General features: G+C 67.3%; 20 protein-coding genes. 12 read left to right on the forward strand and 8 right to left on the reverse strand.

What is annotated here, in order from left to right:
• Positions 1 to 197: 197 nt before the first annotated feature.
• From NN4_RS40620 to NN4_RS40640, 5 genes are all read right to left on the reverse strand, one after another.
• A complete protein-coding gene (locus tag NN4_RS40620; RefSeq protein WP_147142658.1) occupies positions 198 to 1,025 on the reverse strand; it encodes a class II fructose-bisphosphate aldolase in 828 nt (275 codons plus the stop codon).
• 39 nt (positions 1,026 to 1,064) lie between these two features.
• Positions 1,065 to 2,027, reverse strand: coding sequence for a hexose kinase (locus NN4_RS40625; RefSeq protein ID WP_246181358.1), 963 nt, complete (start codon positions 2,025 to 2,027; stop codon positions 1,065 to 1,067).
• The gene (locus tag NN4_RS40630) at positions 2,015 to 3,175 is read right to left on the reverse strand and encodes an N-acetylglucosamine-6-phosphate deacetylase (protein WP_246181359.1); all 1,161 of its coding nucleotides are present in this window, start codon (positions 3,173 to 3,175) and stop codon (positions 2,015 to 2,017) included. The genes NN4_RS40625 and NN4_RS40630 overlap by 13 nt, the downstream gene beginning before the upstream one ends.
• A 190-nt stretch (positions 3,176 to 3,365) precedes the next feature.
• The gene (locus tag NN4_RS40635; RefSeq protein WP_147142661.1) at positions 3,366 to 4,436 is read right to left on the reverse strand and encodes an ROK family protein; all 1,071 of its coding nucleotides are present in this window, start codon (positions 4,434 to 4,436) and stop codon (positions 3,366 to 3,368) included.
• Between the two features lie 73 nt (positions 4,437 to 4,509).
• Positions 4,510 to 5,454 (reverse strand): SIS domain-containing protein, encoded by a 945-nt coding sequence (locus NN4_RS40640; protein WP_135233713.1) that lies wholly within the window; start codon positions 5,452 to 5,454, stop codon positions 4,510 to 4,512.
• 128 nt (positions 5,455 to 5,582) lie between these two features.
• On the opposite strand from NN4_RS40640, the gene NN4_RS40645 reads away from it, so the two are divergent.
• From NN4_RS40645 to NN4_RS40690, 11 genes are all read left to right on the forward strand, one after another.
• Positions 5,583 to 6,833 carry an extracellular solute-binding protein gene (locus NN4_RS40645; RefSeq protein ID WP_246181360.1) on the forward strand — a complete coding sequence of 417 codons (1,251 nt, stop codon included), beginning with the start codon at positions 5,583 to 5,585 and terminating at the stop codon, positions 6,831 to 6,833.
• A gap of 1 nt (position 6,834) precedes the next feature.
• A complete protein-coding gene (locus NN4_RS40650; protein WP_186818868.1) occupies positions 6,835 to 7,716 on the forward strand; it encodes a carbohydrate ABC transporter permease in 882 nt (293 codons plus the stop codon).
• A gap of 61 nt (positions 7,717 to 7,777) precedes the next feature.
• Complete coding sequence (locus tag NN4_RS40655; protein ID WP_186818869.1) at positions 7,778 to 8,686, forward strand: carbohydrate ABC transporter permease; 909 nt, start codon at positions 7,778 to 7,780, stop codon at positions 8,684 to 8,686.
• Positions 8,687 to 8,830: 144 nt separating this feature from the next.
• Positions 8,831 to 10,228 carry a lipase family protein gene (locus NN4_RS40660; RefSeq protein ID WP_147142665.1) on the forward strand — a complete coding sequence of 466 codons (1,398 nt, stop codon included), beginning with the start codon at positions 8,831 to 8,833 and terminating at the stop codon, positions 10,226 to 10,228.
• Between the two features lie 157 nt (positions 10,229 to 10,385).
• A complete protein-coding gene (locus NN4_RS40665) occupies positions 10,386 to 10,952 on the forward strand; it encodes a TetR/AcrR family transcriptional regulator (RefSeq protein ID WP_246181361.1) in 567 nt (188 codons plus the stop codon).
• A 139-nt stretch (positions 10,953 to 11,091) separates the two neighbouring features.
• Positions 11,092 to 12,765 carry an AMP-binding protein gene (locus NN4_RS40670; RefSeq protein ID WP_222595262.1) on the forward strand — a complete coding sequence of 558 codons (1,674 nt, stop codon included), beginning with the start codon at positions 11,092 to 11,094 and terminating at the stop codon, positions 12,763 to 12,765.
• A complete protein-coding gene (locus tag NN4_RS40675; protein WP_147142674.1) occupies positions 12,762 to 14,879 on the forward strand; it encodes a CocE/NonD family hydrolase in 2,118 nt (705 codons plus the stop codon). Before NN4_RS40670 ends, NN4_RS40675 begins: the two co-directional genes overlap by 4 nt.
• Positions 14,880 to 15,005: 126 nt before the next feature.
• Positions 15,006 to 15,797 carry a DeoR/GlpR family DNA-binding transcription regulator gene (locus NN4_RS40680; RefSeq protein ID WP_135233707.1) on the forward strand — a complete coding sequence of 264 codons (792 nt, stop codon included), beginning with the start codon at positions 15,006 to 15,008 and terminating at the stop codon, positions 15,795 to 15,797.
• A 47-nt stretch (positions 15,798 to 15,844) separates the two neighbouring features.
• Entirely contained in the window at positions 15,845 to 15,991 is a 147-nt protein-coding gene (locus tag NN4_RS45495) for a hypothetical protein (protein WP_186818870.1), read from the forward strand.
• A 174-nt stretch (positions 15,992 to 16,165) separates the two neighbouring features.
• Entirely contained in the window at positions 16,166 to 17,707 is a 1,542-nt protein-coding gene (locus NN4_RS40685; RefSeq protein WP_147142677.1) for a cytochrome P450, read from the forward strand.
• Between the two features lie 9 nt (positions 17,708 to 17,716).
• Positions 17,717 to 18,463, forward strand: coding sequence for a TetR/AcrR family transcriptional regulator (locus NN4_RS40690; protein WP_147142680.1), 747 nt, complete (start codon positions 17,717 to 17,719; stop codon positions 18,461 to 18,463).
• Between the two features lie 96 nt (positions 18,464 to 18,559).
• Here the strand turns inward: NN4_RS40690 and pnuC are convergent, their stop codons facing one another.
• Positions 18,560 to 19,276: a nicotinamide riboside transporter PnuC gene (gene pnuC, locus NN4_RS40695; RefSeq protein ID WP_147142683.1), complete on the reverse strand. Its 717-nt coding sequence runs from the start codon at positions 19,274 to 19,276 to the stop codon at positions 18,560 to 18,562.
• 146 nt (positions 19,277 to 19,422) lie between these two features.
• Between pnuC and NN4_RS40700 the strand changes: the two genes are divergently transcribed.
• Positions 19,423 to 20,481, forward strand: coding sequence for an ABC transporter substrate-binding protein (locus NN4_RS40700; protein WP_246181362.1), 1,059 nt, complete (start codon positions 19,423 to 19,425; stop codon positions 20,479 to 20,481).
• Here the strand turns inward: NN4_RS40700 and NN4_RS40705 are convergent.
• Complete coding sequence (locus NN4_RS40705; RefSeq protein WP_147142689.1) at positions 20,478 to 21,509, reverse strand: XdhC family protein; 1,032 nt, start codon at positions 21,507 to 21,509, stop codon at positions 20,478 to 20,480. The two genes, NN4_RS40700 and NN4_RS40705, sit on opposite strands and share 4 nt — an antisense overlap.
• A gap of 13 nt (positions 21,510 to 21,522) precedes the next feature.
• Positions 21,523 to 22,002: nucleotidyltransferase family protein (locus NN4_RS40710; RefSeq protein ID WP_147142692.1), on the reverse strand; the 480-nt coding region annotated here is incomplete at its 5' end.

Consider the following 22,002-nt stretch of genomic DNA (forward strand, 5'->3'; position numbering starts at 1 on the left):
CGGGCGGGACGTGGTGGCGCGGATCTTCGAGTAGGTCCGCCGTCGTGTCCCGCTCGGCGGAGAGCCCCACGGCGGTCGGGGCGTGGTGGGGTGAAGCTGCGGGTAGGCGCGCCGTCATGGCCCGATTGGCGCGGAGTGGGGCGGCTGGGGGCAGGGAAGTGTGAGTGGGGCCGTCGCTGTGGCTCGGCGGGGGCCGGTCAGCCGGCTAGGAGGTGGAGGAAGTGGGTTACTTCGGATTGGATGGCGGTGCGGGCGGGGGTGAGGTATTTGCGGGGGTCGGAGAGGGTCGGGGTGGTGGTGAGGGTGGTGCGGATGGCTTCGGTCATCAGGACGTTGAGGCGGGTGGCGATGTTGACCTTGGTGATGCCGTGTTGGACGGCGGCGCGCAGGCCTTCGTCGGGGACGCCGGAGGAGCCGTGTAGGACCAGCGGGACGGGGACCTTGGCGGCCAGGTGGGCGATGAGGTCGTTGTCGAGGGTGGCGGTGCGGGTGTGCATGGCGTGCGAGGAGCCGACGGCTACGGCGAGGGCGTCTACGCCGGTGGCGGCGACGAATTCGACGGCTTCGTCGGGGTCGGTGCGGACGCCGGGGGCGTGTGCGCCGTCCTTGCCGCCGACTTCGCCGAGTTCGGCTTCGACGTGCACGTCGCGGTCGTGACACCAGCGGGTGATGTCGGCGGTGGCGGCGAGGTTGGCGGCGTAGTCGAGGGTGGAGCCGTCGTACATGACCGAGCGGATGCCGAGATCTACTGCGGTGCGGATCAATTCGGCGGAGGTGGCGTGGTCGAGGTGGACGGCGATGTCGGCGCTGCTGTCCGCGGCGATGCGCAGGCAGGCCAGGGCCAGCGGGGCGAGGCTGCCGTGATAGTTCGCGGTGTTCTCCGAAAGCTGCAGCACGACAGGTCGTTTCGCCGACTCGGCGGCGGCGGCGATGGCCTCGGCATGTTCGAGGGTGATCACGTTGAACGCGCCGAGCCCGCCGGGTCCGGCGGCGGCGATCAATGCGGAAACGGGTGTCAGCGGCATAGCGAAATCTCCTGAGAGCTCACCACACCCGGCATCGGCTCAGGGGGTGGTTTCTTGGCGGGTGGGTAGGTCCAGCTGGGTGACCCGGACGGTGGGCGCGATCCGGGTGCGCAGGCAACGGTCGATCTCCCCGGCGACGGGAATCACGACCGCAGCGGCGGAGGTGGCGACGGCGTCGGTGAGGATGGCGGGCCAGGCGGGGACGGTGTCGGCGGTGAGGGCGGCGATCACCGCTGCGGTGGCGGAATCGCCCGCGCCGGTGGGGTTTCCGGCCAGCGGCTCGGGCAGGGTGGCGAACCAGGCGCCCTCGGCGGTGACGGCGACCATGCCGTCGGCGCCCCGGGTGGCGATGACGGCGCGGACGCCGGCCTCGATCAGCGGGAACGCCGCGGTGACGACCTCATCGGCGGTGGCGGACTTGATGCCGGTGAGCCGGTACAGCTCGTCGCCGTTGGGCATCAGGATGACGCCGGGGATCTGGGCGGCCAGGCGCAGCGCCTCGCCGTCGACATCGCAGATGGTCGGCACGTCGGCCGCGATGGCGGTGCGGGCGATCTCCGCGGGCAAGGTGTCGGCGATGCCGCCGGGCAGCGATCCGGAGATGACCAGGCCGTCGATGTCGGGCAGCATGCCCGCGACGCGGACCGCGAGCTGTTCGGCGGCGTGCGGATTGGACACCCGGGCGCCGGGTTCCCACAGCGCGGTCGCGGTGCCGTCCTCGGACTCGCTGATCACCACCGTGCGCCGCACCCAGGGCAGGGCGTGCACGAAGTCGACGGGCATCTCCAGCTCGGCGGCGGCGGCGAACGCGTGGTCGGCGAAGCCCGTTGCCCTGGCGTATTTTCCGAGCTGATTCAACACCCGGGTGACGTTTATACCTTTGCCGCCGATGCGTTGTTCGACCGAGCGGACCCGATGCGCCTGCCCGCGCTCGAAGTGCTCGACACGGTAGGTCATGTCGTAGGCCGGGTTCATCGTCACGGTGAGGATCACGACAACCACTGTCCTCGCCTGAGCACCCGGCGCAACCGGAGCGTCTCATCAACTATCAACAGGTCGGCGAAATAGCCCGTACGGAGGTCGCCGACGTCGGGTAGCCGGAGGGCGGCCGCCGGGGTCGAGGTGGCCGCGAGCACCGCGTCGGCCAGTGACACGCCGGAGTCGCGCACCGCGCGCGCCACGCAGTCGAGCAGCGTGCTGATACCGCCCGCGATCGAACCGTTGGCGATCCGGGCGACCCCTTGGCGCACCGTCACGGATTGCGGACCGAGTTGATACTCACCGTCGGACAACCCGGCCGCCTGCATGGCATCGGTGATCAGCGCGACCCGCCCCGGCGCGGTCACGAAAACGAGCGCGGCGAAACCGGGGTCGACATGCACACCGTCCCCGATCAACTCGACCGTCGCATGTCCGGCCGCGGCGGCGACCATCGATGCGCCGACCGGACCGGGATCGCGGTGGTGCAGCGGCGGCATACCGTTCGCCAGATGAGTAGCCACGGTGCCGAACCCGGTGGGCCGCAACGCTTTCAGGAACGACGTGTAGTCGGCATTGCTGTGCCCCAGCGCAACGACCACGTCGTGATCGCTAAGTCGTTGCGCGACAGCGTCATAACCGGAACGCTCCGGCGCCAGCGTCATCATCCGCAGCTGCCCACCGCCTGCCGCGAGCAGTTGATCGGTGAGTTCGAGATCAGGATCACGGAGGAACCGGGGATCCTGTGCCCCGCAGCGTGCCTCCGAGAGGAACGGCCCCTCGGCGTGAATTCCACCGAGCAAACCATCTTCCGCCAGTTCCCGCAGCACAGCGGTCTGCGCGACCATGTCCGCGGCGGCCGCCGTGACCACGCTGGCCACCACGGTCGTCGACCCGCTCGCATGGTGGAACTCCGCCGCCGCCCGCGCTTCCGCCGCGTCGACGGTGTCGAACCGATGCCCGAATCCACCGTGGTTGTGCATGTCCACCAGCCCGGGCAGCACCGTGCCGGAAAAAGCGGGCGCAGCCGAATCCGGATGCGCCGCAACCCACTCCGCGAACGGCAACACGGCACTGATCCGGTCATCGACAACGGTGACCACGCCGTCGTCGAGCTGAGCGCTCGCGGAAACGACACGTCCACGGATGGTCGACTCGGCACCGCTCAGCACGCAACCACCTCAATACCTCCGGGATGCTCGTGGCAAGCCTCGGCCGCCGACAGCACTGGCCAGTGCAGGGGCATCTCAGCCCTGGAACGTGAGGGCACGGCGTCGGGGCGGAGTAGCGCGGGCCCGAGACGCCAATACCTGGCCCGGAGAGCCGAAAGCCCAGCCTCCAGCTGCGAACGCCCAGTACTGATCATTCGAGCGCCCCCTGCCTCGCGAACAGCGCGGCACCCATCAACCCGGCCCGAGCCCCGAACTCCCCGAGCACGACGTGCGGAGCGGGCACCAGCCGAAGCCGATCGGCGATCGCTCGATGCAGCGGATCGGTCAGCGCGGCACCAGCCCCCGCCAGTCCACCACCGAGAATGATCAGTTCGGGGCACGCGGCATGCACGATCCCGATCAGACCGTCGGCGAGCGCGTCGACCGCGTCCCCGAGCACCGCCTTGGCGTCGGTATCGGTATCCACCAGCGCGAATACCTCTGCGGCACCGCTGATCTCACGACCCGTGCGGCGAGAGTAAGCGCGGGCGATCGCCGCTCCTGAAGCCACGGTTTCGACGCAACCGGTGTTCCCGCACAGGCAGGGCAGGCCGTCCGCGCGCACCGGGATGTGCCCGTATTCGCCGACCTGTCCGTACGTACTACGCAGCAGGTGCCCGCCGACCGACAGGGTGCCGGAGATGCCGGTCCCGAGGATGACCACGCACACGTTGTCGTAACCGCGCCCGGCCCCGAAGCGCCATTCGGCCCAACCCGCAACGGCCACATCGTGTTCGATGAGCACCGGAATGCCCCAGCGGGTGACGAACCGGTCACCGACCTGCACGTCCCGCCAGCCGACATTGCTGCTGAACACCGCGATCGACCGGACGGTGTCGACGATGCCGGGCAGCACGACGGCGGCCCGGCCGACCCGAGCGCGAAGTTCGGGGGTCAGCTCGGCGAGCAACTGGTCACCGAGCGCCCCCATCGCGTCGAAGGCCGTTTCGCCCTGCGGAGTCGCGACGGTGCCGACGGCAAGCACCCGGCCCGCGGCATCGGTGATCTCGCCCTTGATGGTGGTGCCGCCGACATCGAGCCCGAGCACCAGCGCGTCCTCGGCCAACGCGTCCGGCTGCGGGGTCGCCGCAACCGGACGCGTCACTGTGCCGCCGCGGTGCGCCGCCGCGGTCGACCCGGCAGTCCCGGCCGCGGCACCGGCGGCACTGGTCGAGGACGCCGTGCTTTCGGCAACGGCCGCCGGGTCCTGCGCGACTCCCATGGTTGGCACAGTAGTTCCCGGTTCGTGCTGTGGCGCGTGACCGGCTGGTTCGAGTTTCACCGGGTCGGTCCGATCACTGGTCGAGGACGACCGAGCGATTGAGCCCACGCGGGTGGTCGGGGTCGAGGCCGAGATCGGCCGCGCGCAGCACGCACAGTTGGTGGACGCGCAGCAGATCGGCCATCGGGTCGATGTCGCGGTGCTCGAAGTGCGCACCGGTACCGGCGATATCGGCGGCGAAGTTCGGCACCAGCGGTCCGAAGGCCCAGACCGCGCGGCCCGGCGCGGAGATGGCGATCGGGCCGTGCCGGTACTCGGTGGCCAGGTAGGACTCGGTCCAGGACTGGCAGGATTCGCGCAGCTTCAGACCGGACTCCTCGGCGATGGCGGCGGCGAAGCCCATGCCGACGAAGCTGATCTCCTCGGCGTGCCGGACGTCGGCGAGCGAGACGGCCGGGTCCTCGGCGAGCACCGCGCGGGCCTGCTCGATCACCGGGGCGAGGTCTTCGCCGAGGTGCCAGCGCAGGATCGCCAGGGCGGTGGTGGCGAAGCGGGTCTGCACCACCGATTCCTCGTCGACCTCGTCGATCAGGATCGGATCGCCCAGCTCGAGCACCGGGGTGCCGGGGCTGGAGCAGATGACGGTGCGGGGAATGTGTGCTGGGATGTCCCGCATGGCGTTGACCACCTCGGTGGTCGTGCCGGAGCGGCAGATCACCAGGTAGCGGTCGTAGTCGCGGCCGTAGCGGACCTCGCTGGCGGGCCAGGCGTCGGTCAGACCGTGGCCTGCGCCCTCGCGCAGCGCCGCGATTGCTTTGGACATGAACAGGGAAGTGCCGCAACCGATCACGGCGACTCGCTCGCCCTTGTGGGGGAGGATGTCGCGATGTTCGGCAGCGATCGTTTCGGCGCGCGCCCAGTCGTCAGGCTGGGTGGCGACCTCGTTGGCCAGGTGGGTCACGGGCGTGGTTTCGGCGGAGATCGGCACAACAACAGAATCCGCCCGGTGATCGTTCATGTCAAATTTACGAGCGAATCGGTCACATATGATCAAACTTGGGTCTATGTTGATAGTCGGTCGATCAGTTCGATCCCATCATCGGCTGTCCAGTGGCGCCCGGTGTGCAAATTTGAAAGGTTCTACTCGTGAAAAGACCACTCCACGGCGTGCTTGCGGGGGTCGCGATGGTCACCGGCCTCGCGCTGGCGATCTCGTCCTGTGGGTTCGGCTCGAAAGATAACGCCGACTCCGAGAATACGATCAACTTCTTAGCCCCGGCCTACAGTGACGGGGCCACCGGTACGAAGGCGCTGTGGGACGGCATCATCGCGGATTTCCAGCAGAAGAACCCTGATATCAAGGTGAACCTGCAGATGGAGTCCTGGAACTCGATCAACGACGTGGTGCGCACCAAGCTCCAGTCGACGTCGACCACCCCGGACATCCTCAACATCGACGCCTACGCGAGCTTCGCCAGCGACGGGATGCTGTACCCCGCCAACGAGATCGTCTCGCCGTCGGTGCTCTCCGACATCCAGCCCGGCTTCGCGAAGAACGCCTCGCTCAACGGCACCCAGTACGCGCTGCCGCTGTTCGCCTCCACCCGCACCCTGTTCTACAACACCGAACTGTTCGAGAAGGCCGGCCTCACCTCGCCGCCGAAGACGTGGGCCGAGCTCACCGACGCGGCCAAGAAGATTCAGGCGCTCGGCGGCGGTGTCTCCGGCTACGGTCTGCCGCTCGGCAGCGAGGAAGCCCAGGGCGAGACCTCCATCTGGACCTTCGGCGCGGGCGGCCAGTGGGCCGACGGTGACAAGATCACCGTGGACACCCCGCAGAACCTGGAGGGCGTGCGCGCCATGCGCGAGCTCGCCGATGCCGGTGTCACCCAGCCGAATCCGGGAGCGACCGATCGCAAGGACGTCATCAACGCGTTCATCCAGGGCAAGATCGGCATGATCGAGGGCCTGCCCCCGACCATCGGTCAGATCGCCGCGAAGAACCCGGCGCTGAAGTACTCGACCGCGCCGACGCCGACCAAGTCCGGCACCCCGGTGACGCTCGGCGTCGCCGATCACCTGATGGCGTTCAAGAAGGACGGCAAGAAGACCGAGTCGATCAAGAAGTTCCTCGACTTCTTCTACAGCGCCGACGTCTACGCGAACTTCGTGTCCAAAGAGGGCTTCATCCCGATCACCAACAGCGCGGCCGCCAAGCTGGCCGCGGACCCGGTGACCAAGGCGTTCGGCTCGACCCTCGCGGTGGCCCAGTTCTACCCGAGCAACAACCCGAAATGGGCTGCGGCGCAGGGTGCTATCCGGCAGCAGATGGGCACCATCGCGCAGGGCACCGACCCGGCCCAGGTGTTGGCGCGTGTTCAGGAAGCCGCGAAATAGCGTGCGACGGAAGGGAACTCTGGCGGCGATACCGTGGATCGGGCCCGCGCTGGTCTTGATCGCGGCTATCGTCGCCTTTCCGGCCGGCTACATGGTGTGGACCAGTACCCGGGATTTGAGCCAGTACGGCCAGGACCGCGGTCCGGCCGGGCTGGAGAACTTTCGCGAGCTCTTCAGGATTTCGGAGCTGGGCTCGGTACTGGCGCACACGGTGATCTGGGTGGTCGCCGTCGTGTTGATCACCCTGGTGCTCTCGGCGGGGCTGGCCCAGTTCCTGGCCAAGGACTTCCCCGGCCGCACGGCGGTGCGGATGGCGGTCCTGGTGCCGTGGGCGGCCTCGGTGGTGATGACGACGACGATCTTCTACTACATGCTCGATCCCGACGTCGGCATCGCCAACCGCTTCCTGGTCGATATCGGCCTGCTGGACCGGGGTTTCGGCTTCACCAAGCAGCCGACGCCCGCGTTCCTGGTCGCGATCGGGGTCGCGGTGTTCGTCTCGATCCCGTTCACCACCTACACGATTCTGGCCGGGCTGCAATCGATTCCGGCCGAGATCGGCGAGGCGGGCCGGGTCGACGGCGCGAGTGCGTGGCAGCGCTACCGCTTTCTCACGCTGCCGCAGCTGCGTCCGGCCATCGCGGTGGCGACGATCATCAACATCATCAACTCGTTCAACTCCTTGCCGATTCTGCAGGTGATCACCGGCAGTATCGCGGGTTTCGAGGCCGACACCACCACCACGCTGATGTTCAAGCTGATCCGGCAGAACCAGGCGATCGACACGGCCGCGGCGATGAGCGTGCTGAACTTCGTGCTGATCATCGTCATCATCGCCATCTACGTGAAGGTGATCCGGCCGACGCAGGAGGTCGACGGGTGACGAGACCACAGCCGCACCCGCCGACCGACCGGGTGTCCCGTACGGCACAGGAGGTCGACCGATGACCACGGCGGACGTGGCGCACCTCGAAAAGGTAACGGGTGCGGTAGAAGTGGCCGTATCGGCCGAGCGGCCCGGGGCGAAACCGAAACGGCGCCGCTGGGAATTGACCGCCGTGGGAGTCCTGATCGCCGCGCTGTTCCTGGTGCCGTTCATCGTGATGGTGCTCGGCTCGCTGAAGAGCAGGCCCGAAATCCTGCGCATTCCACCGACATACATCCCCGAGTCGTGGCATCCGGACAACTACGCCACCATGTGGGACACCCCGGAGACGCCGCTGGCCTTCAATATGGCCAGCACCGTGATCATTTCGGTGTTCGCCACGGTGCTCGTGTTGCTCGTCGCCATTCCGGCCGCGTATTACACCGCGCGGCACAAGTTTCCGGGTCGCGCGGTGTTTCTCGGCCTGGTGCTGGTTACCCAGATGTTGCAGCCGACGGTGCTGGTGACCGGTCTGATCCGGGAGTTCTTCGCGATCGGCATCAACGACACCTGGCTGGCGATGATCCTGGTGAACGCGGCGTTCAACCTGTCGTTCGCGGTGTGGATCCTGCACAGCTTCTTCGCCTCCATCCCGGTGGAGATCGAGGAGGCCGCGATGCTGGACGGGCTGAGCCGCTGGCAGACCCTGGTCCGGGTGAGCCTGCCGCTGGTCTGGCCCGGCATTGTCACCGCCACGATCTTCGTGGTGGTCTCCTGCTGGAACGAGTTCGCCGCCAGCCTGGTGGTGCTGACCACCGCGGAGAACCAGCCGCTGTCGGTGGCGCTGACGAAGTTCATCGGCCAGTACGACACGTCATGGCAATACGTCTTCGCTATCTCCACGGTCGGTATCATCCCGGTCGTGATTCTGTTCGCGTTCATCGAGAAGCGCCTCGTCGCAGGTCTGACGGCGGGCAGCGTCAAGTAGTCGGGTACGGCGGGTGGTGTGCTTCACCACCCGCCGTTTTCCTGTTCATTAACCACATCACTGTCTGAGACTGGACTTCTGGCCCGTTATCTGAAAATATCCCTTACCAATATTGGTAACGAGCGGTTACGGGAAGGCACTTCGATGAGCGTGCGCAATGGTGGGCGCGTCGTCGTCCTGGGCGTCATCGCGCTGATGGCGGCGTGGACGGCCCTCGGTTCGGGCCAGGCGGAGCCGGGCGAGCAGGGCAGTGTCCGGGTCGAGCCCGCACCCGCGCTGACCCTGCCACCCGAACTCGACGACTTCTATCGGCCCGCCGCGGGCGCGGTCGCCGCGGCGCAACCGGGTGAGATCCTGCGCGCACGGGCGATCCACCCGGCGTTCATGGGCATCGTGCAGCTGAATGTCGATGCGTGGCAGCTGCTGTATCGCACCACCAACAGCCATGGCGAGCCGATCTCGACGGTCACCACGATCCTGAAGCCGCGCGGGCCCGCGCCCGCCGGTGGGGCGAAGCTGCTGTCCTATCAGATCGCCGAGGACAGCGTCGCGCAGTACTGTGCCCCGTCCTATGTCGCCCAATCCGGTGCCATCCCGGTCGATTACGTGAACGCGGCGGAGACGCTCATCCCGATCGCCGCGGGTCTCGGGCAAGGCTGGACCGTCGCGATGCCCGACTATCAGGGCCCGAATTCGGCGTACGGCGCCTCGCGCATGAACGCGCAAGCAACGCTCGACGGGATTCGGGCCGCCGAGAACTTCGCCCCCGCACAGTTGAACGGACCGCAGACACCGACGGCGCTGTGGGGTTACTCCGGCGGCACGATTCCGTCGGCCTTCGTGCCGGAGATCAAGCAGAGCTACGCGCCCGAACTCAATATCGTCGGCGTCGCGGCGGGCGGTGTCGCGGCCGGCGACTATGCCGAGGTGGTGCGGCACAACAATGGCGGCGTCTATGCGGGCCTCATCTCCGCCGCGATCGTCGGTATTGCGACCGAATATCCGGACATGCAGCGGGTAATGCGCGAAAAGGTCGATCTGCTCGGGCAATTCGTCATGGCCTCGAAGAAGGTGCTGTGTCATCCGCAGGGGGCGACCCTGTTTCCCGGATTCAATTACTTCGGTAGTTTTCAGGGCGGTGATCCATTGAGCCTGCCGGAGATCCGGGCCGCGATCGCGGATAACTCACTCGGACAGCAGAAGCCGACCGTGCCGATCTACTTCTATCACGCGCAGCACGACGAGCTCATTCCCATCGCGGGCACCGATGCCATCGTCGATAAATACTGCGCCGAGGGCGCGCCGAGCGTGACATACGTCCGGGAATTCCTCGCCGAACATATCTCCGGCGTCCCCGCCCATCTGCCCGGCGCGTTCTTCTGGTTGAAGGACCGGCTCAACGGTGTCGCGGTACCCGCGGGCTGCTCGATCACCAGTCCGGTGAGCGCCTTCACGGAACCGCAATTCGGGCAGGCACTGTCGGAGATACTGCCGCCGCTGGCGCAAGCCCTCGTCGGACAGGCGATCGGCCGGCAGAAGTAGCTGCGGTGCGCCCGGCGCGGACCGACGTCCGTGCCGGGGTGGTGGTGAGGGTGCGGGGTAACATCGAACGGTGGCACGGCGGGAAGCGGAAGCAAAAGACGGTCGCAGCTACGGCGGGCTGTCCCGGGAGCAGCGGGTCGCCCAGCGGCAGACGCGATTGATCGACGCCGCGCTCGAATTATTCGGAACCCAGGGTTACGCAGCCACTTCCATCGAGCGCCTGTGCGCGGAAGCCAATGTGTCCACGCGCAGTTTCTATGAAGATATGGGCAGCCGTGAGGCTTTGCTGATCGCGCTGGTCAATCGGATCACCTCGCACGCGGTCGAGCGGGCACTGGAGGCGCTGGCCGAAACTGTCGGCGAACCGCTGTCGACCAGGGTGGTTCAGGGTTTTGGCGCTTATCTCGCGGTGACCTGTCAGGATCATCGCTCCGCCCGAGTCTGTTATGTCGAAGTGGTCGGCGTGAGTGCGGCCGTGGAGGAATGGCGCAGGGAGCAGCGGCGCCTGCTTTCCGCGCTGATCATCAGCGAGGCCGAGCGGGCGGTCGAGCGCGGCGAGACCAAACCGAGGCGCTTCGATCTATTCGCCCTCGCGGTGATCGGCGCGGTGAACTCATTGGCTCAGGAATTGGTCCAGAGCACTCTGCCCGGCACGGTGATCGGTCTGGACGAAATCTGCGAGGAGATCGCGTATTTCGTGAACTCCGGACTCGCTCCCACCTGATCTGAAATCAAGCAGAACCGTCGCGGGATCAATTCGGCCAAGCATCTGAAAAGATGTCTTGCCCAAATGAGGATAATCTCCTAGAGTCGAGTCGACCGCCTTACTCGAGGAGGTCGTCGATTCTCTGGACGGAGTGTTCATGTCCTCCATCGGAAGTGCCGTTCGGGCGCTGATGGTCAATCTGCACTCGGTGGGCGTGCTGCAACGCGCCGGTGTGTTCGACCTGCTCGCACCGGCCGACCTGGTGCGCGCCTCCCGCGCCGTCCGGCAGTTCGGCGGCATCGCCGGGCCGGTGCGGATGTCGGCACGGCGGGAACCGGATCGGGTGGCGGTGATCGACGAACTCGGATCGCTCACCTACCGGGAATTGGAGGCCCGGGGCAATGCCCTGGCCCGCGGCTTCACCTCGCTCGGCCTCGGGCCGGGTGGCACCGTCGCCGCGCTCGTCCGAGACCGGCGCGAATTGGTGGACACCATGCTCGCCGCCGCCAAGATCGGCGCACGGCTGGTACTGCTCAACACCGGGTTCGCCGGGCCGCAACTGGCCGACGTCGCGGCGCGTGAGGGCATCGAGGTCGTGGTGTACGACCAGGAGTTCAGCGAGCTGCTGCAGGTGTTGGCGCCGCAGGTCCGGCGGGTGCTCGCGGTGCACGACGGCGTCGCCGGGGGCGGCATTGCCACGGTCGACCAATTGATCGCAGGCAACGACCCGGCCGAGCCGGCTCCGCCGGCGCGGCAGGGCGGCTTCGTGCTACTGACCGGCGGAACGACCGGAACACCGAAGGGGGTTCCGCGTGAAATCAAGTCACCGCTGGCGGCTGCCGCATTGCTGGAGCGGATTCCGTTGCGGCGCAACCAGACTCTGGTGCTGGCCGCGCCGCTGTTCCACGGCACGGCGCTGAACCAGTTCATCCTGGCACTGTCGCTGGCCTCGACGGTGGTGCTGCGCAGGCGATTCGACGCCGAGGCGACGCTGGCCGCCGTGACGGAACATCGAGCGCAGGTACTTGTCCTCGTGCCGACCATGCTGCGCCGGATACTCGACCTCGGCTCAGACGTCTTGGCCGAGTATCAGACCGACAGTCTGCGCATCGTTTTCAGCGCAGGCTCGGCCTTGCCCGCCGCGCTCGGCGACGCCGCCACCCAGGCGTTCGGTGATGTGCTCTACAACTTCTACGGCTCCACCGAGGTCGGCGTCGCCGCCATCGCCACGCCCGAGGATTGGCGTGCGGCGTCCGGGACGGTGGGCCGGCCGCCCACGGTATGCACCGTCCGGCTCTACGACAACGGCGAGCTGGTCACCGAACCGGGCAGGCGCGGCACCATTTACGTGCGCAGCCTGCTGTCGTTCGCCGGGTACTCCGGCGGCGGCACCAAGGACAGCGTTGACGGCCTGCTGTCCACCGGCGATGTGGGGCACTGGGATTCGGGCGGGCGGCTGTTCATCGACGGCCGCGACGACGACATGATCGTGTCCGGCGGCGAGAACGTCTTTCCCGGCGAGGTCGAGGAGTTACTTTACGCCCACCCGGCGATTGCCGAGGCGGCCATCGTCGCGGTGCCCGACGAGGAGTTCGGGCAGCGGCTCGCGGCTTTCGTGGTGCGGCAGGCCGGTCACGAGTTGGATGCCGAGGGTGTTCGGGCGCACGTGAAGGCGAACCTGGCTCGGTTCAAGGTGCCGCGGGATGTGACGTTCCTCGATGAACTGCCACGTACCAGCACCGGAAAACTGCTGCGCCGCGACCTGACCGTCCACGGGAACGATGGTGAGCAGGCAAGACCGCCACTCACCGGAGCGAGGGGTGATCAATGACGATGACCGTTCACCCACTGAATCGCGGCGGTCCGAGCCGTAGCCGATTCGTCAGGGCGATCTCGACCACGGCTCGCACGCTGGTCGCCATCGGTGTCCTCACTGTTTCCTCGGTGCTGCCGCTCGCGAGCGCGGAACCGGCGGGCGGGGACGCCCTGCCGACGGCCGACTCCCGCACCGGATTGCCCGAGGGGTGGAATCCGGGACCGGAACTGTACGGCGTCGGCGAACAGAAGAACGTCGAGCTGCCGATGGCGGACGGCGTGGTGCTGCGCGCGGATGTCCGGTATCCGACGGATGCCTCCGGCGCACCGGCGATCGGCCCGTTCCCGATCGTGCTGACCCAGACCTCGTACGGGAAGGACAGCGGGGGCTTCATGCGCCTGCTGTCCTACGACGGCGTCGGACCGCTTCTGCAAAACGCGTTGCCGACGGTCATCGACGTGGCCAAACAGGTGAGCGACGCGGCGGGTTACGGCGACTATTTCGTAAAACGCGGCTATATCAGTGTGATCGTGGACATCCGCGGCACCGGATCCTCCGGCGGGCAGTGGAGCATCTTGCAGCCACAGGAACGCGAGGACGCCAAGCGGGTGATCCGCTGGGCCGCCGGGTTACCCAACTCGACCGGCGAGATCGGGCTGTGGGGCCTGTCCTACCTCGGGATGACCGAACTCTTCACCGCCGGTGTGCTGGAACCGGATTCGCCGGTGCGCGCGCTGTTCCCGCTGATGCCGGGCAACCACGCGTTCCAGGATCTGCTGAACCACGACGGCTTCTACAACCTCGCCTTTCTGGCCTCCATGCTGCAATTCCCGGTCACCGTGCTGCCGCAGCTCGCGCCTATCCTCGGGCTGTATCGCGAACCGGACAAGCTGACCAGCGTCTTCGTGGACCATCTGCTCGCGCACTTCCGGGCGGACGGCACCTGGCATTCGGTGTTCAACGCACTGCTCGACGGCGACAAGGCTTACAACAGCCCGTACTGGGAGTCGCGGGCGATCGACAACGTGGTGGCTCAGATCGCCGCCAACGACATTCCGACGTACTTGGTCAGCGGGCAGTACGACCTGCTGCAGGACGGTACGCCGCGCACCTTCGCCGGGCTGCAGAACGCCTACGCCGGACGCTCGCACCACGGGCCGATGCCCGCAGACGCGCCATCCAGCGCCCGCTTCCAAATGCTCACCGGCCCTTGGTTTCACGTGCAGCCCGGCGTGCAGCGCAACACCGATCTCGACATGCACGCCCTCCAACTGGCGTGGTTCGACCGGTGGCTGAAGAACGACCGCAACGGCAGCGATGAGACGAAGACGCCGCTGCACGCGATCGACGTCAACGGCAAGGTGATCGAGAGCGCAACCTATCCGATGCGTGAAACACCAACGCAGAACCTCTATTTGGCGGAAGGCGGTCGACTGACGCCGGAACGTCCTGCGGCTGCGGTGGGTTCGGACCGGGTGGCGTTCACTCCGGCCAATGGCGGCACCCTCTGCAACTCCTCGTTCTCCCGCAACTTCTCCGGCGTCTACCAGCTGCTCGCCACCATGGCCGGTGTCGACGACCCCTGCGGACTATTCCAGGCGCATCCGGATGTGCCTGGGCTGCTGGACAATCCGCAGTACAGCACCGAGCCGTTTACCGAGCCGACCGTGCTCGGCGGCCCGATCGGCGCCACCCTCTTCGCTAGTTCGAGCACTCCGGCCTCGGCCTTCAGCGTGACCGTGCAGGACATCGCGCCGGACGGCACGGCCATCGCGTTGACCGACGGGCAGCTCGCCGGGAACTTCCGCGCGCTGGACGAGGATCGGACGTGGCGGGCCGCGGACGGGAGTGTGCTCGGCGCCTTCCATCCCGGTACCCGCGAATCCATGCTGCCGGTGGTCCCGGGACAGGTGACCGAGTACAACGTGAAGATCCGCCCTGCCTTCCACGTCTTCCAGCCCGGCCACCGGTTGCAGGTGACGATCGGCTCCGGTGACGCGCCGACCCATATCTTCAACCCGAAGGACTATCCGGCGCTGCTGGGTGGCGTATACGACATCCAGCGCACCGGAGCGGCGGCCTCGTTCCTCACGATTCCGCTGGCCACGGCCGCCGCCGGGCACCGCTGAGACGGCACCCGGCTTGGCATCGCGGTGCCGGAATCTCTACGTTCGGCAGCGTGCCTGTGATCAGATTGTTCGCGTGCCACGAAAAACAGCAGGTCGGTGTGTTCGAATGCCGCAGGGCGGTATGAGATGACCGGACCGACCGACCGACCACAGCGCTGGAACCGGCTGCTCGAACTGCTCGCCGACTCCGGCAGGCTCTCGGTGGAGGAAGCCGCCGAACGCCTCGGCGTCTCCTCGGCGACGGTGCGGCGCGACTTCACCGCGCTCGCCGAGCAACAGCTGGCGACCAGAACCCACGGCGGTGTCGTCGCGACCTCGGTCGCCTACGACCTGCCCGCCCGCTACCGTCAGACCGGCGGGGAGGCCAAGCAGCGGATCGCGGAACACGCTGCCTCACTGGTGGATCCGCGCGCGGTCATCGCGATGAACGGCGGCACCACGACCACCGCGGTGGCCAGGGCGCTGGCCGGGCGCACCGACCTCGGCATGACCGGCGACGAGCAACTGACCATCGTCACCAACGCCCTCAATATCGCCGGTGAAATGGTGCTGCGCCCGCACATGCGCACCGTCGTGCTCGGCGGCGTGGCCCGGCGCGAGTCCTACGAACTGCACGGCCCGCTGGCTGAACGTGCTCTCGCAGAACTGCGCCTGGACGAGCTGATCCTCGGCGTGAACGCCATCTCCGCCGAGGGCGGCGCGCAATGCAGGCACATCGACGAGGCCGGCGTCACCACCGAGATGGTGCGCCGCTCCGGGCACGTCATGGTGGTGGCCACCGCCGACAAACTCGAGCGCACCGCCCTGGCCCGTATCTGCAGCATCGAGCAGGTGCACGCGCTGGTCACCGACACCGACGCGGACCCGTCGGCGGTAGCGGCGATCCGCGCGACCGGGGTGCGGGTCGACGTGGTCTAGCCGCGCCACCGTGTTTGAACGCGGTAGCGCCGGGCATGCCCGAGGCCATGACCACTGAACCCGGTACCAACCGTCCCGACGACACCGAGGTGGACCGTGACGAGGTCGACCAGCCGGATGTGACCGACGATGCCGCCGCCACCAGGGAAGACCAGGCCGCGAACATGGACTACGAGGGTGACACGCCCAATTAGTAGCCGCTGACTTCGCGGTCGCACAGCCCGGCAAGCCGTTGGATGGCTTGCCGGGCTGTGCTGCTTTCGACCAGGTTCGGCAACCGCGTTCACCCATTGACTGGGTCATGGCGTCTCATTAACCTGAGTGGGACAGCACGTCCCATATGAACGTTCAGGCAAGGTGAGCCCGCTATGGCCGATGTCGATTCCACTGCCGCTGAAGTCGATTCCACGCTGCACCCGCCCCGCTGGGCGCCGACCTTCATTCGATGGCACAACACGCCGGTGAGCTGGTGGGAGTCGGTGCGGTTGTCGCTGGGGATCCTGCCCAGGGTGCGCGATCACACGGTGCTGGACTACGTGACCAATTTCCCCGGGCAGGACGACGTCATCGTGGCCAGGGTGCCGTTCGCAAAGTTCGTCATCGTGCGCAGCCCCGAGTTGGCGCGGCATGTGCTGGTGACCAATCAGAACAACTACACCAAGAGCCCCGACTACGACATGCTCGCGGTGGCGTTCGGGCGCGGACTGGTGACCGATCTGAACGACGAACTGTGGCAGCGCAATCGGCGGCTGGTGCAGCCGATCTTCGCCAAGCGCAACGTCGATGGGTTCGCCCCGATCATGGTCGAGGCGGCCAGGGACGCGGTGGCGCGGATTCGACAGCTGTCCGCGAGTGCCGGTGTGGTCGACGTCAACGCCGAAATGAACCGCCTCACTTTGGATGTCACGTCGCGCACGATGTTCGGCACCGACATCACCGGCCCGATGTCGGAGGTGGTGCTCTATCGGCTGCTGCGGTTCTTCGGCCGTGGCTTCATGACCAATCTCAGTCATCCGCTGCATCACGTCGCGACCTGGCTGCACCGGCATTCCCGCCATCGCGACGACGCCGGGAACTCGCGGCTGCCGATGCGGATCATGCGGGCGGCGGGCTGGGTGGTCGAGCCGCGCACCATGCGCGACCTGCGCCATGCCGAGCGCGTGGTGGACGGCTTGATCGCCGACCATCGCGCAGGCCGGATCACGCGCAAGGACAACCTGCTCGCCGCGCTGATCGATGCCTCGGATCCGGAAACCGGGTACCAATACACCGATCAGGAGATCCACGACGAGCTGATGACCTTCGTCGGCGCGGGCATGGAAACCACCGCGACCGCACTGACCTGGGTGTGGCAGCTGCTGTCCGAACATCCCGAGGCCCGCGAGCGACTGCGCGAGGAGGTGCGCTCGGTGCTCGGGTCGCGCCCGGCCACCGCCGCCGACCTCGATCGGCTGCCGTGGACGCAGGCCGTGGTCGCCGAGACCATGCGGGTGTTGCCGCCGGTGGTCGGGCTGGCCAGAACGGCGAAAGAGCCGGACGCACTGGGCGGCTACCTGATCGAACCCGGCACCACGGTGATCACCTTGATCCACGGGTCGCACCACAATCAGCGCGTGTGGGAGCGTCCGGAGGAGTTCGATCCGAGCCGGTACCTGCCGGAAAACGTAGCGCGCGAACACAAAAAGGCCACCATGCCGTTCGGCGCGGGCAAAAGAATGTGTGTCGCTTCGGGATTCGCGAACATGGAGGCCGCGCTCGTCGTCGCCACCTTCGCCCAGCAGCTGCAATTCGACGCGGTGTCGGATCAGCGAGTGCGGCGGCAGATCTCGTTCACCGGTGGTCCGGACGGACCGCTGCTGATGCGGCCCCGGTTCCTGCCGGAGCTGGAGCGTGCGGACACCGCCGTATAGTCGATAACCGTGAAACCGCCCGCCCACATGCGTAGCCATCGCAGGCGCTCGGGCGGACAGCGCTGGGACGAACACAACTCGACCAGGCAGGCGCAGATCCTGGCGGCGGCCGTCGCGTTGATCGAGGAGCACGGCCCCACCGCCGAGGTTTCCATCCAGCAGATCGCCGAGCGAGCCGGACTGGCGCGCTCGGTGGTCTACCGCCAGTTCGACAATCGGGAAGACCTGGACGCCCGGGTGCGCGAGTACATCCTGGACCACTACGTGGCCGAGGTGGAGGCGCTGTTCGTGCTCGACCCGACCAAGACCGCGGAGGACATGTTCCACGAGATCATGCGCCGGGTGGTGAGCTGGGCGGCCGAACATCCCAATCTGTATCAGTTCGGCCAGAACGGCCCGGTGCACGGGCACGCGGCGGGGGAGACCAGCCTGACCATCGGCAGGCATCGGGTGGCCGAGTCGCTGTGGCAACAGTTCTCGTCGTGGACGAACATGCTCGCCATCGACGTGGCGCCGTACCGCCCGCTCGTCTACGGCCTGGTCGGCCTGGTGGAGGGCATCGTCACGCAGTACATCGGTACCCCGCCCAGTGCCGAGCGCCCCGATCAGGAAACCATCGCCCGCATGCTCACCTCCTCCGCCTGGCACCTCTTCGCGGGCCACGCCGCCGATCGCGGCTACCACTTCGACCGGTCCGCCAATATCGCGGAAACCCTCGCCAAGCTCTTCGCCGATGCTGCGGTACAAAAAGATTGACGCCGTCGGCGGATCGCGAAGCAGGCGCTCGCCGAGCACGGTGCTGACCATCGCATCGGGGCGGACGCCGACCCCCTAGAGGAAGGCGAACTTTTCCTAGGGGGTGGTGGCCAGCGGCACCGGGGCGGGCGGGAGCACCGGGCGAATGCTGCGCATCCAGACGACGAAGCCCCAGGCCACGAAGCCCGCGTAGACGAAGTAGAGGGTGGCCGACGGGTAGTAACCCGCCTTCACCAGCAGCGGGATACCGACGATGTCGACGGCGATCCAGATCAGCCAGAACTCGGCCAGCCCGCGGGCCATGCCGTAGGTGGCCAGCACCGAGCCGGTGAAGATCCAGGCCTCGGCCCACGGACCGTAGGACCCGATGACGGCGAAGAGCTGGGCGAAGGCGGCGGTGCCGAGGAACATGGCGGCGACCAGGACGAGGCGTTCGCGATTGCTCGCCCAGCGCGGCTCGACGCCGCGGTGTTCGAGACCGGTCTCGTTGGCGTGCCGATGCCAGCTCCACCAGCCGTAGACGCTGACCGCGATGAACATCAGCTGCCGCCCGGCCTGGCCCGCCATGTTCAATTGCTGCGGGGTGTTGAAGATGCCGCCGACGAAAACGGTGAACAGCAGCGCGTTCCCGCCGATACCGATCGGCCAGGCCCAGACGCGACGGCGCATGCCACCGAGCGCGGCGGCGAGGCCGAAACCGTTACCGATCACCTCGCGCCAAAGGATCTCCGAGCCTGCGATGTGCAGCTTGGCGTCGAGCAGCGCGATGATCGGGTTCACCTGTGGTGCAACCAGCGCACGGACCGATGTCATCCATCGGCGCGATATCGGCTCGCGGCGATCGAAAACGCGTCGGCGCGTAACGACGGCGAAATCCAGGCTCCCGATTCGCGATATCGGCGCTGTGGCCTGCTTCTAGGGTGACTGTCATGCATGGCGAAAGCAGTACCGGGCCGACAATGAACCGACGGTCGCTGCTTCGCAGTTCCGCGCTGGCAGGCGCCGCGCTCGGTGGCGCCGGTCTGCTCGCCGCGTGCGGCGGCGACGCCACCGACTCGTCGGGCGGTTCCACCCCGGACGGCTCCCAGTACGGAACCGTCGCGATCCAGCTGTCCTGGCTGAAGAACATCGAGTTCGCCGGGGAGTATTTCGCCGATAGCAGGGGCTATTTCAAGGAGGCGGGTTTCGGCTCGGTCGAGCTGATCGCGGGCGGCGCGGCGAGCACCTCGGTGGAGGCCGGGTTGGACACCGGCAAGATCTGGCTGGGCCTGTCCGCGCCGCAGACCACCGCCCGAGCGGTGCTGGCGGGTCTGCCCGCCAAGATCGTCGCCACCACCTATCAGAAGAATCCCTTCGCGATCGTCAGCTCGGCCGCGAAGCCGATCAAGACGCCCGAGGACATGAAGGGCCGCAAGATCGGGGTGCAGGACACCAATCAGCAGATCTTCCACGCTTTGCTCGCCGCCAACGGCATGCAGCCGGGCGATGTCACCATGGTGCCCGCGCAGTTCGATCCGTCTCCGCTGGCCAACGGGGAGGTCGACGGCTGGGTCAGTTACGTGACCAACGAGCCGATCACCTTGACGGCCAAGGGTTTCGCGAACACGCACTTCCTATTCGCCGACTACAACCTGCCGCTGGTGGCCGAGACGCTCACCGTCGAACAGTCCACCATCGACAAGGAGCGGGAGAAGCTGAAGGCTTTCCTCGTCGCCGAGATCAAGGGGTGGAAGGACGCGGTGGCCGACCCGGCGGAGTCCGCGCGGCTCGCGGTCGAGGTGTACGGCAAGGATCAAAAGCTCGACCTGGCCGAGCAGACGAAACAGGCGGTGGCGCAGAACGATCTGGTCACCTCGCCGGATACCGCCGCCAACGGGCTGCTGACCATGACCGACCGGCTGATCGAGCAGAACATCACCGCGTTGCGGGCGGCCGAGCTGGCGATCACGGCCGATCAGCTGTTCGACCTGTCCGTGCTACGCGAGGTGTATGCGGAGAACCCGGGGCTGAAAACTTAACTGCTCAGTCCGACAACAGTTTTCAGCGGCTGCGGGGTGGTGCTGTGCTGTGCGTGCCGTCCGGCATGCTCGGTTCTGGCGGCGATCAGCTCGGCGGCGATCGCGACGGCCATCTCGGCGGCGGTGCGCGCGCCGACGTCCAGCCCGGCGGGGGAATGCAAACGAGACAGCGTCGCCTCCGAGAAGCCGCCTGCGCGAAGGTCTTCCATGCGCTGGGTGTGCACGGTGCGCGCACCCATGGCGCCGAGGTAGCCGAGCTCGGGTAGTCGGAGCGCGACGGTGAGCAGCGGAATCTCGAACTTCGGGTCGTGCGAGGTGACGACGATGCCGGTGCTGCCGTCGATTTCGCCGGCCGAGGACAGCGTGTTCAGGTACCGGTGCGGCCAGTCGACGACCACCTCGGCGCCGGGGAACTTCTCGGGCTTGGCGAAGTTCTCCCGCGAGTCGCAGATGGTGACCCGGTAGCCGAGCAGCTTGGCCTGCACGGTCAGCGCGGCGGCAAAAGAGTTGGCGCCGAAGATGATCAGCCGCGGCGGCGGGGCGAACGACGCGACGAACACATCGGAATCCGGTAGCGCGAGCAGTTCGGTGCCGTGGCGTTTGTCGGTGATCAGGTGCTGGCCGATCAGGTCCGCATCGGAGTTCCACACCACGGTGAACACGGTGATCCGGCGGTGCGCCGCGATCTCCGCGGCGACGAGGGGAAACTCGGGAAAGTGCCTGCGCGAGAACGGTTCGACGAACACATCCATCATGCCGTCGCGGTCCGCGCTGCCAGCCACGCCGGTAGCCACGCCGTAGCGGTGCATCGCGCGCTGACCGGTTCGCGCGGCATGCAGCACGGCCTCGTAGGCGATCTCCTCGAGCCCGCCGTCGGTGACCGCGCCGTAGACGCCGCCGTCCGGATCGACGAGCATGGCCGAGCCGACCGGTAAGGGGGCCGAGCCCATCGTGCGCACTATGGTGGCCAGCCCGCCGGTGCGCCCGGAATGCCATACCCGCAATAGGTCGTCGACGATGTCCCGCATCTGCCCGCTCCGATCACCGTGCGGACGAGGCCGGGTAGTCACGATCGACGCCCGTCGCCAAATCGTCGCACGTGACGCACACCATATCGTTCTTGCGCGACAAATAGGTGCGCGCACCCGAATCTCCTACGGCCTCCTGACATATCGAGGTCCAGTGCTTGTGGGCGAGCACAACGGGGTGCCCCGGTGTGTTGTGGAACACAGCACGGGCCAGGCCGCTCGGCGCGGTGAACGCGGCCGCGGTGACCCGGGCGACCACATCGGCGCCGACGTCCGGGGTGTCCACCGGCATGATCGCGGCGAAGCGGGCGGGGGTGCGCGCGGCGGCGATCAGCCCGGCCCGAACGGACGCACCGAGCCCGGTAGCCCAGTCCGCGGCCCAGACGGATTGCACGTCGGCGGGCAGGTCCAGCGGCGTCGGATCGGGACCGGTGGCACCGAGCACCACGATCACCGGATCGCACCCGCCGTCGCGCAGCGCGGCCACCGCGCC

It is taken from the genome of Nocardia ninae NBRC 108245 (genome assembly GCF_007990755.1).
In the GTDB taxonomy this organism is placed as follows: Bacteria; Actinomycetota; Actinomycetes; order Mycobacteriales; family Mycobacteriaceae; genus Nocardia; species Nocardia ninae.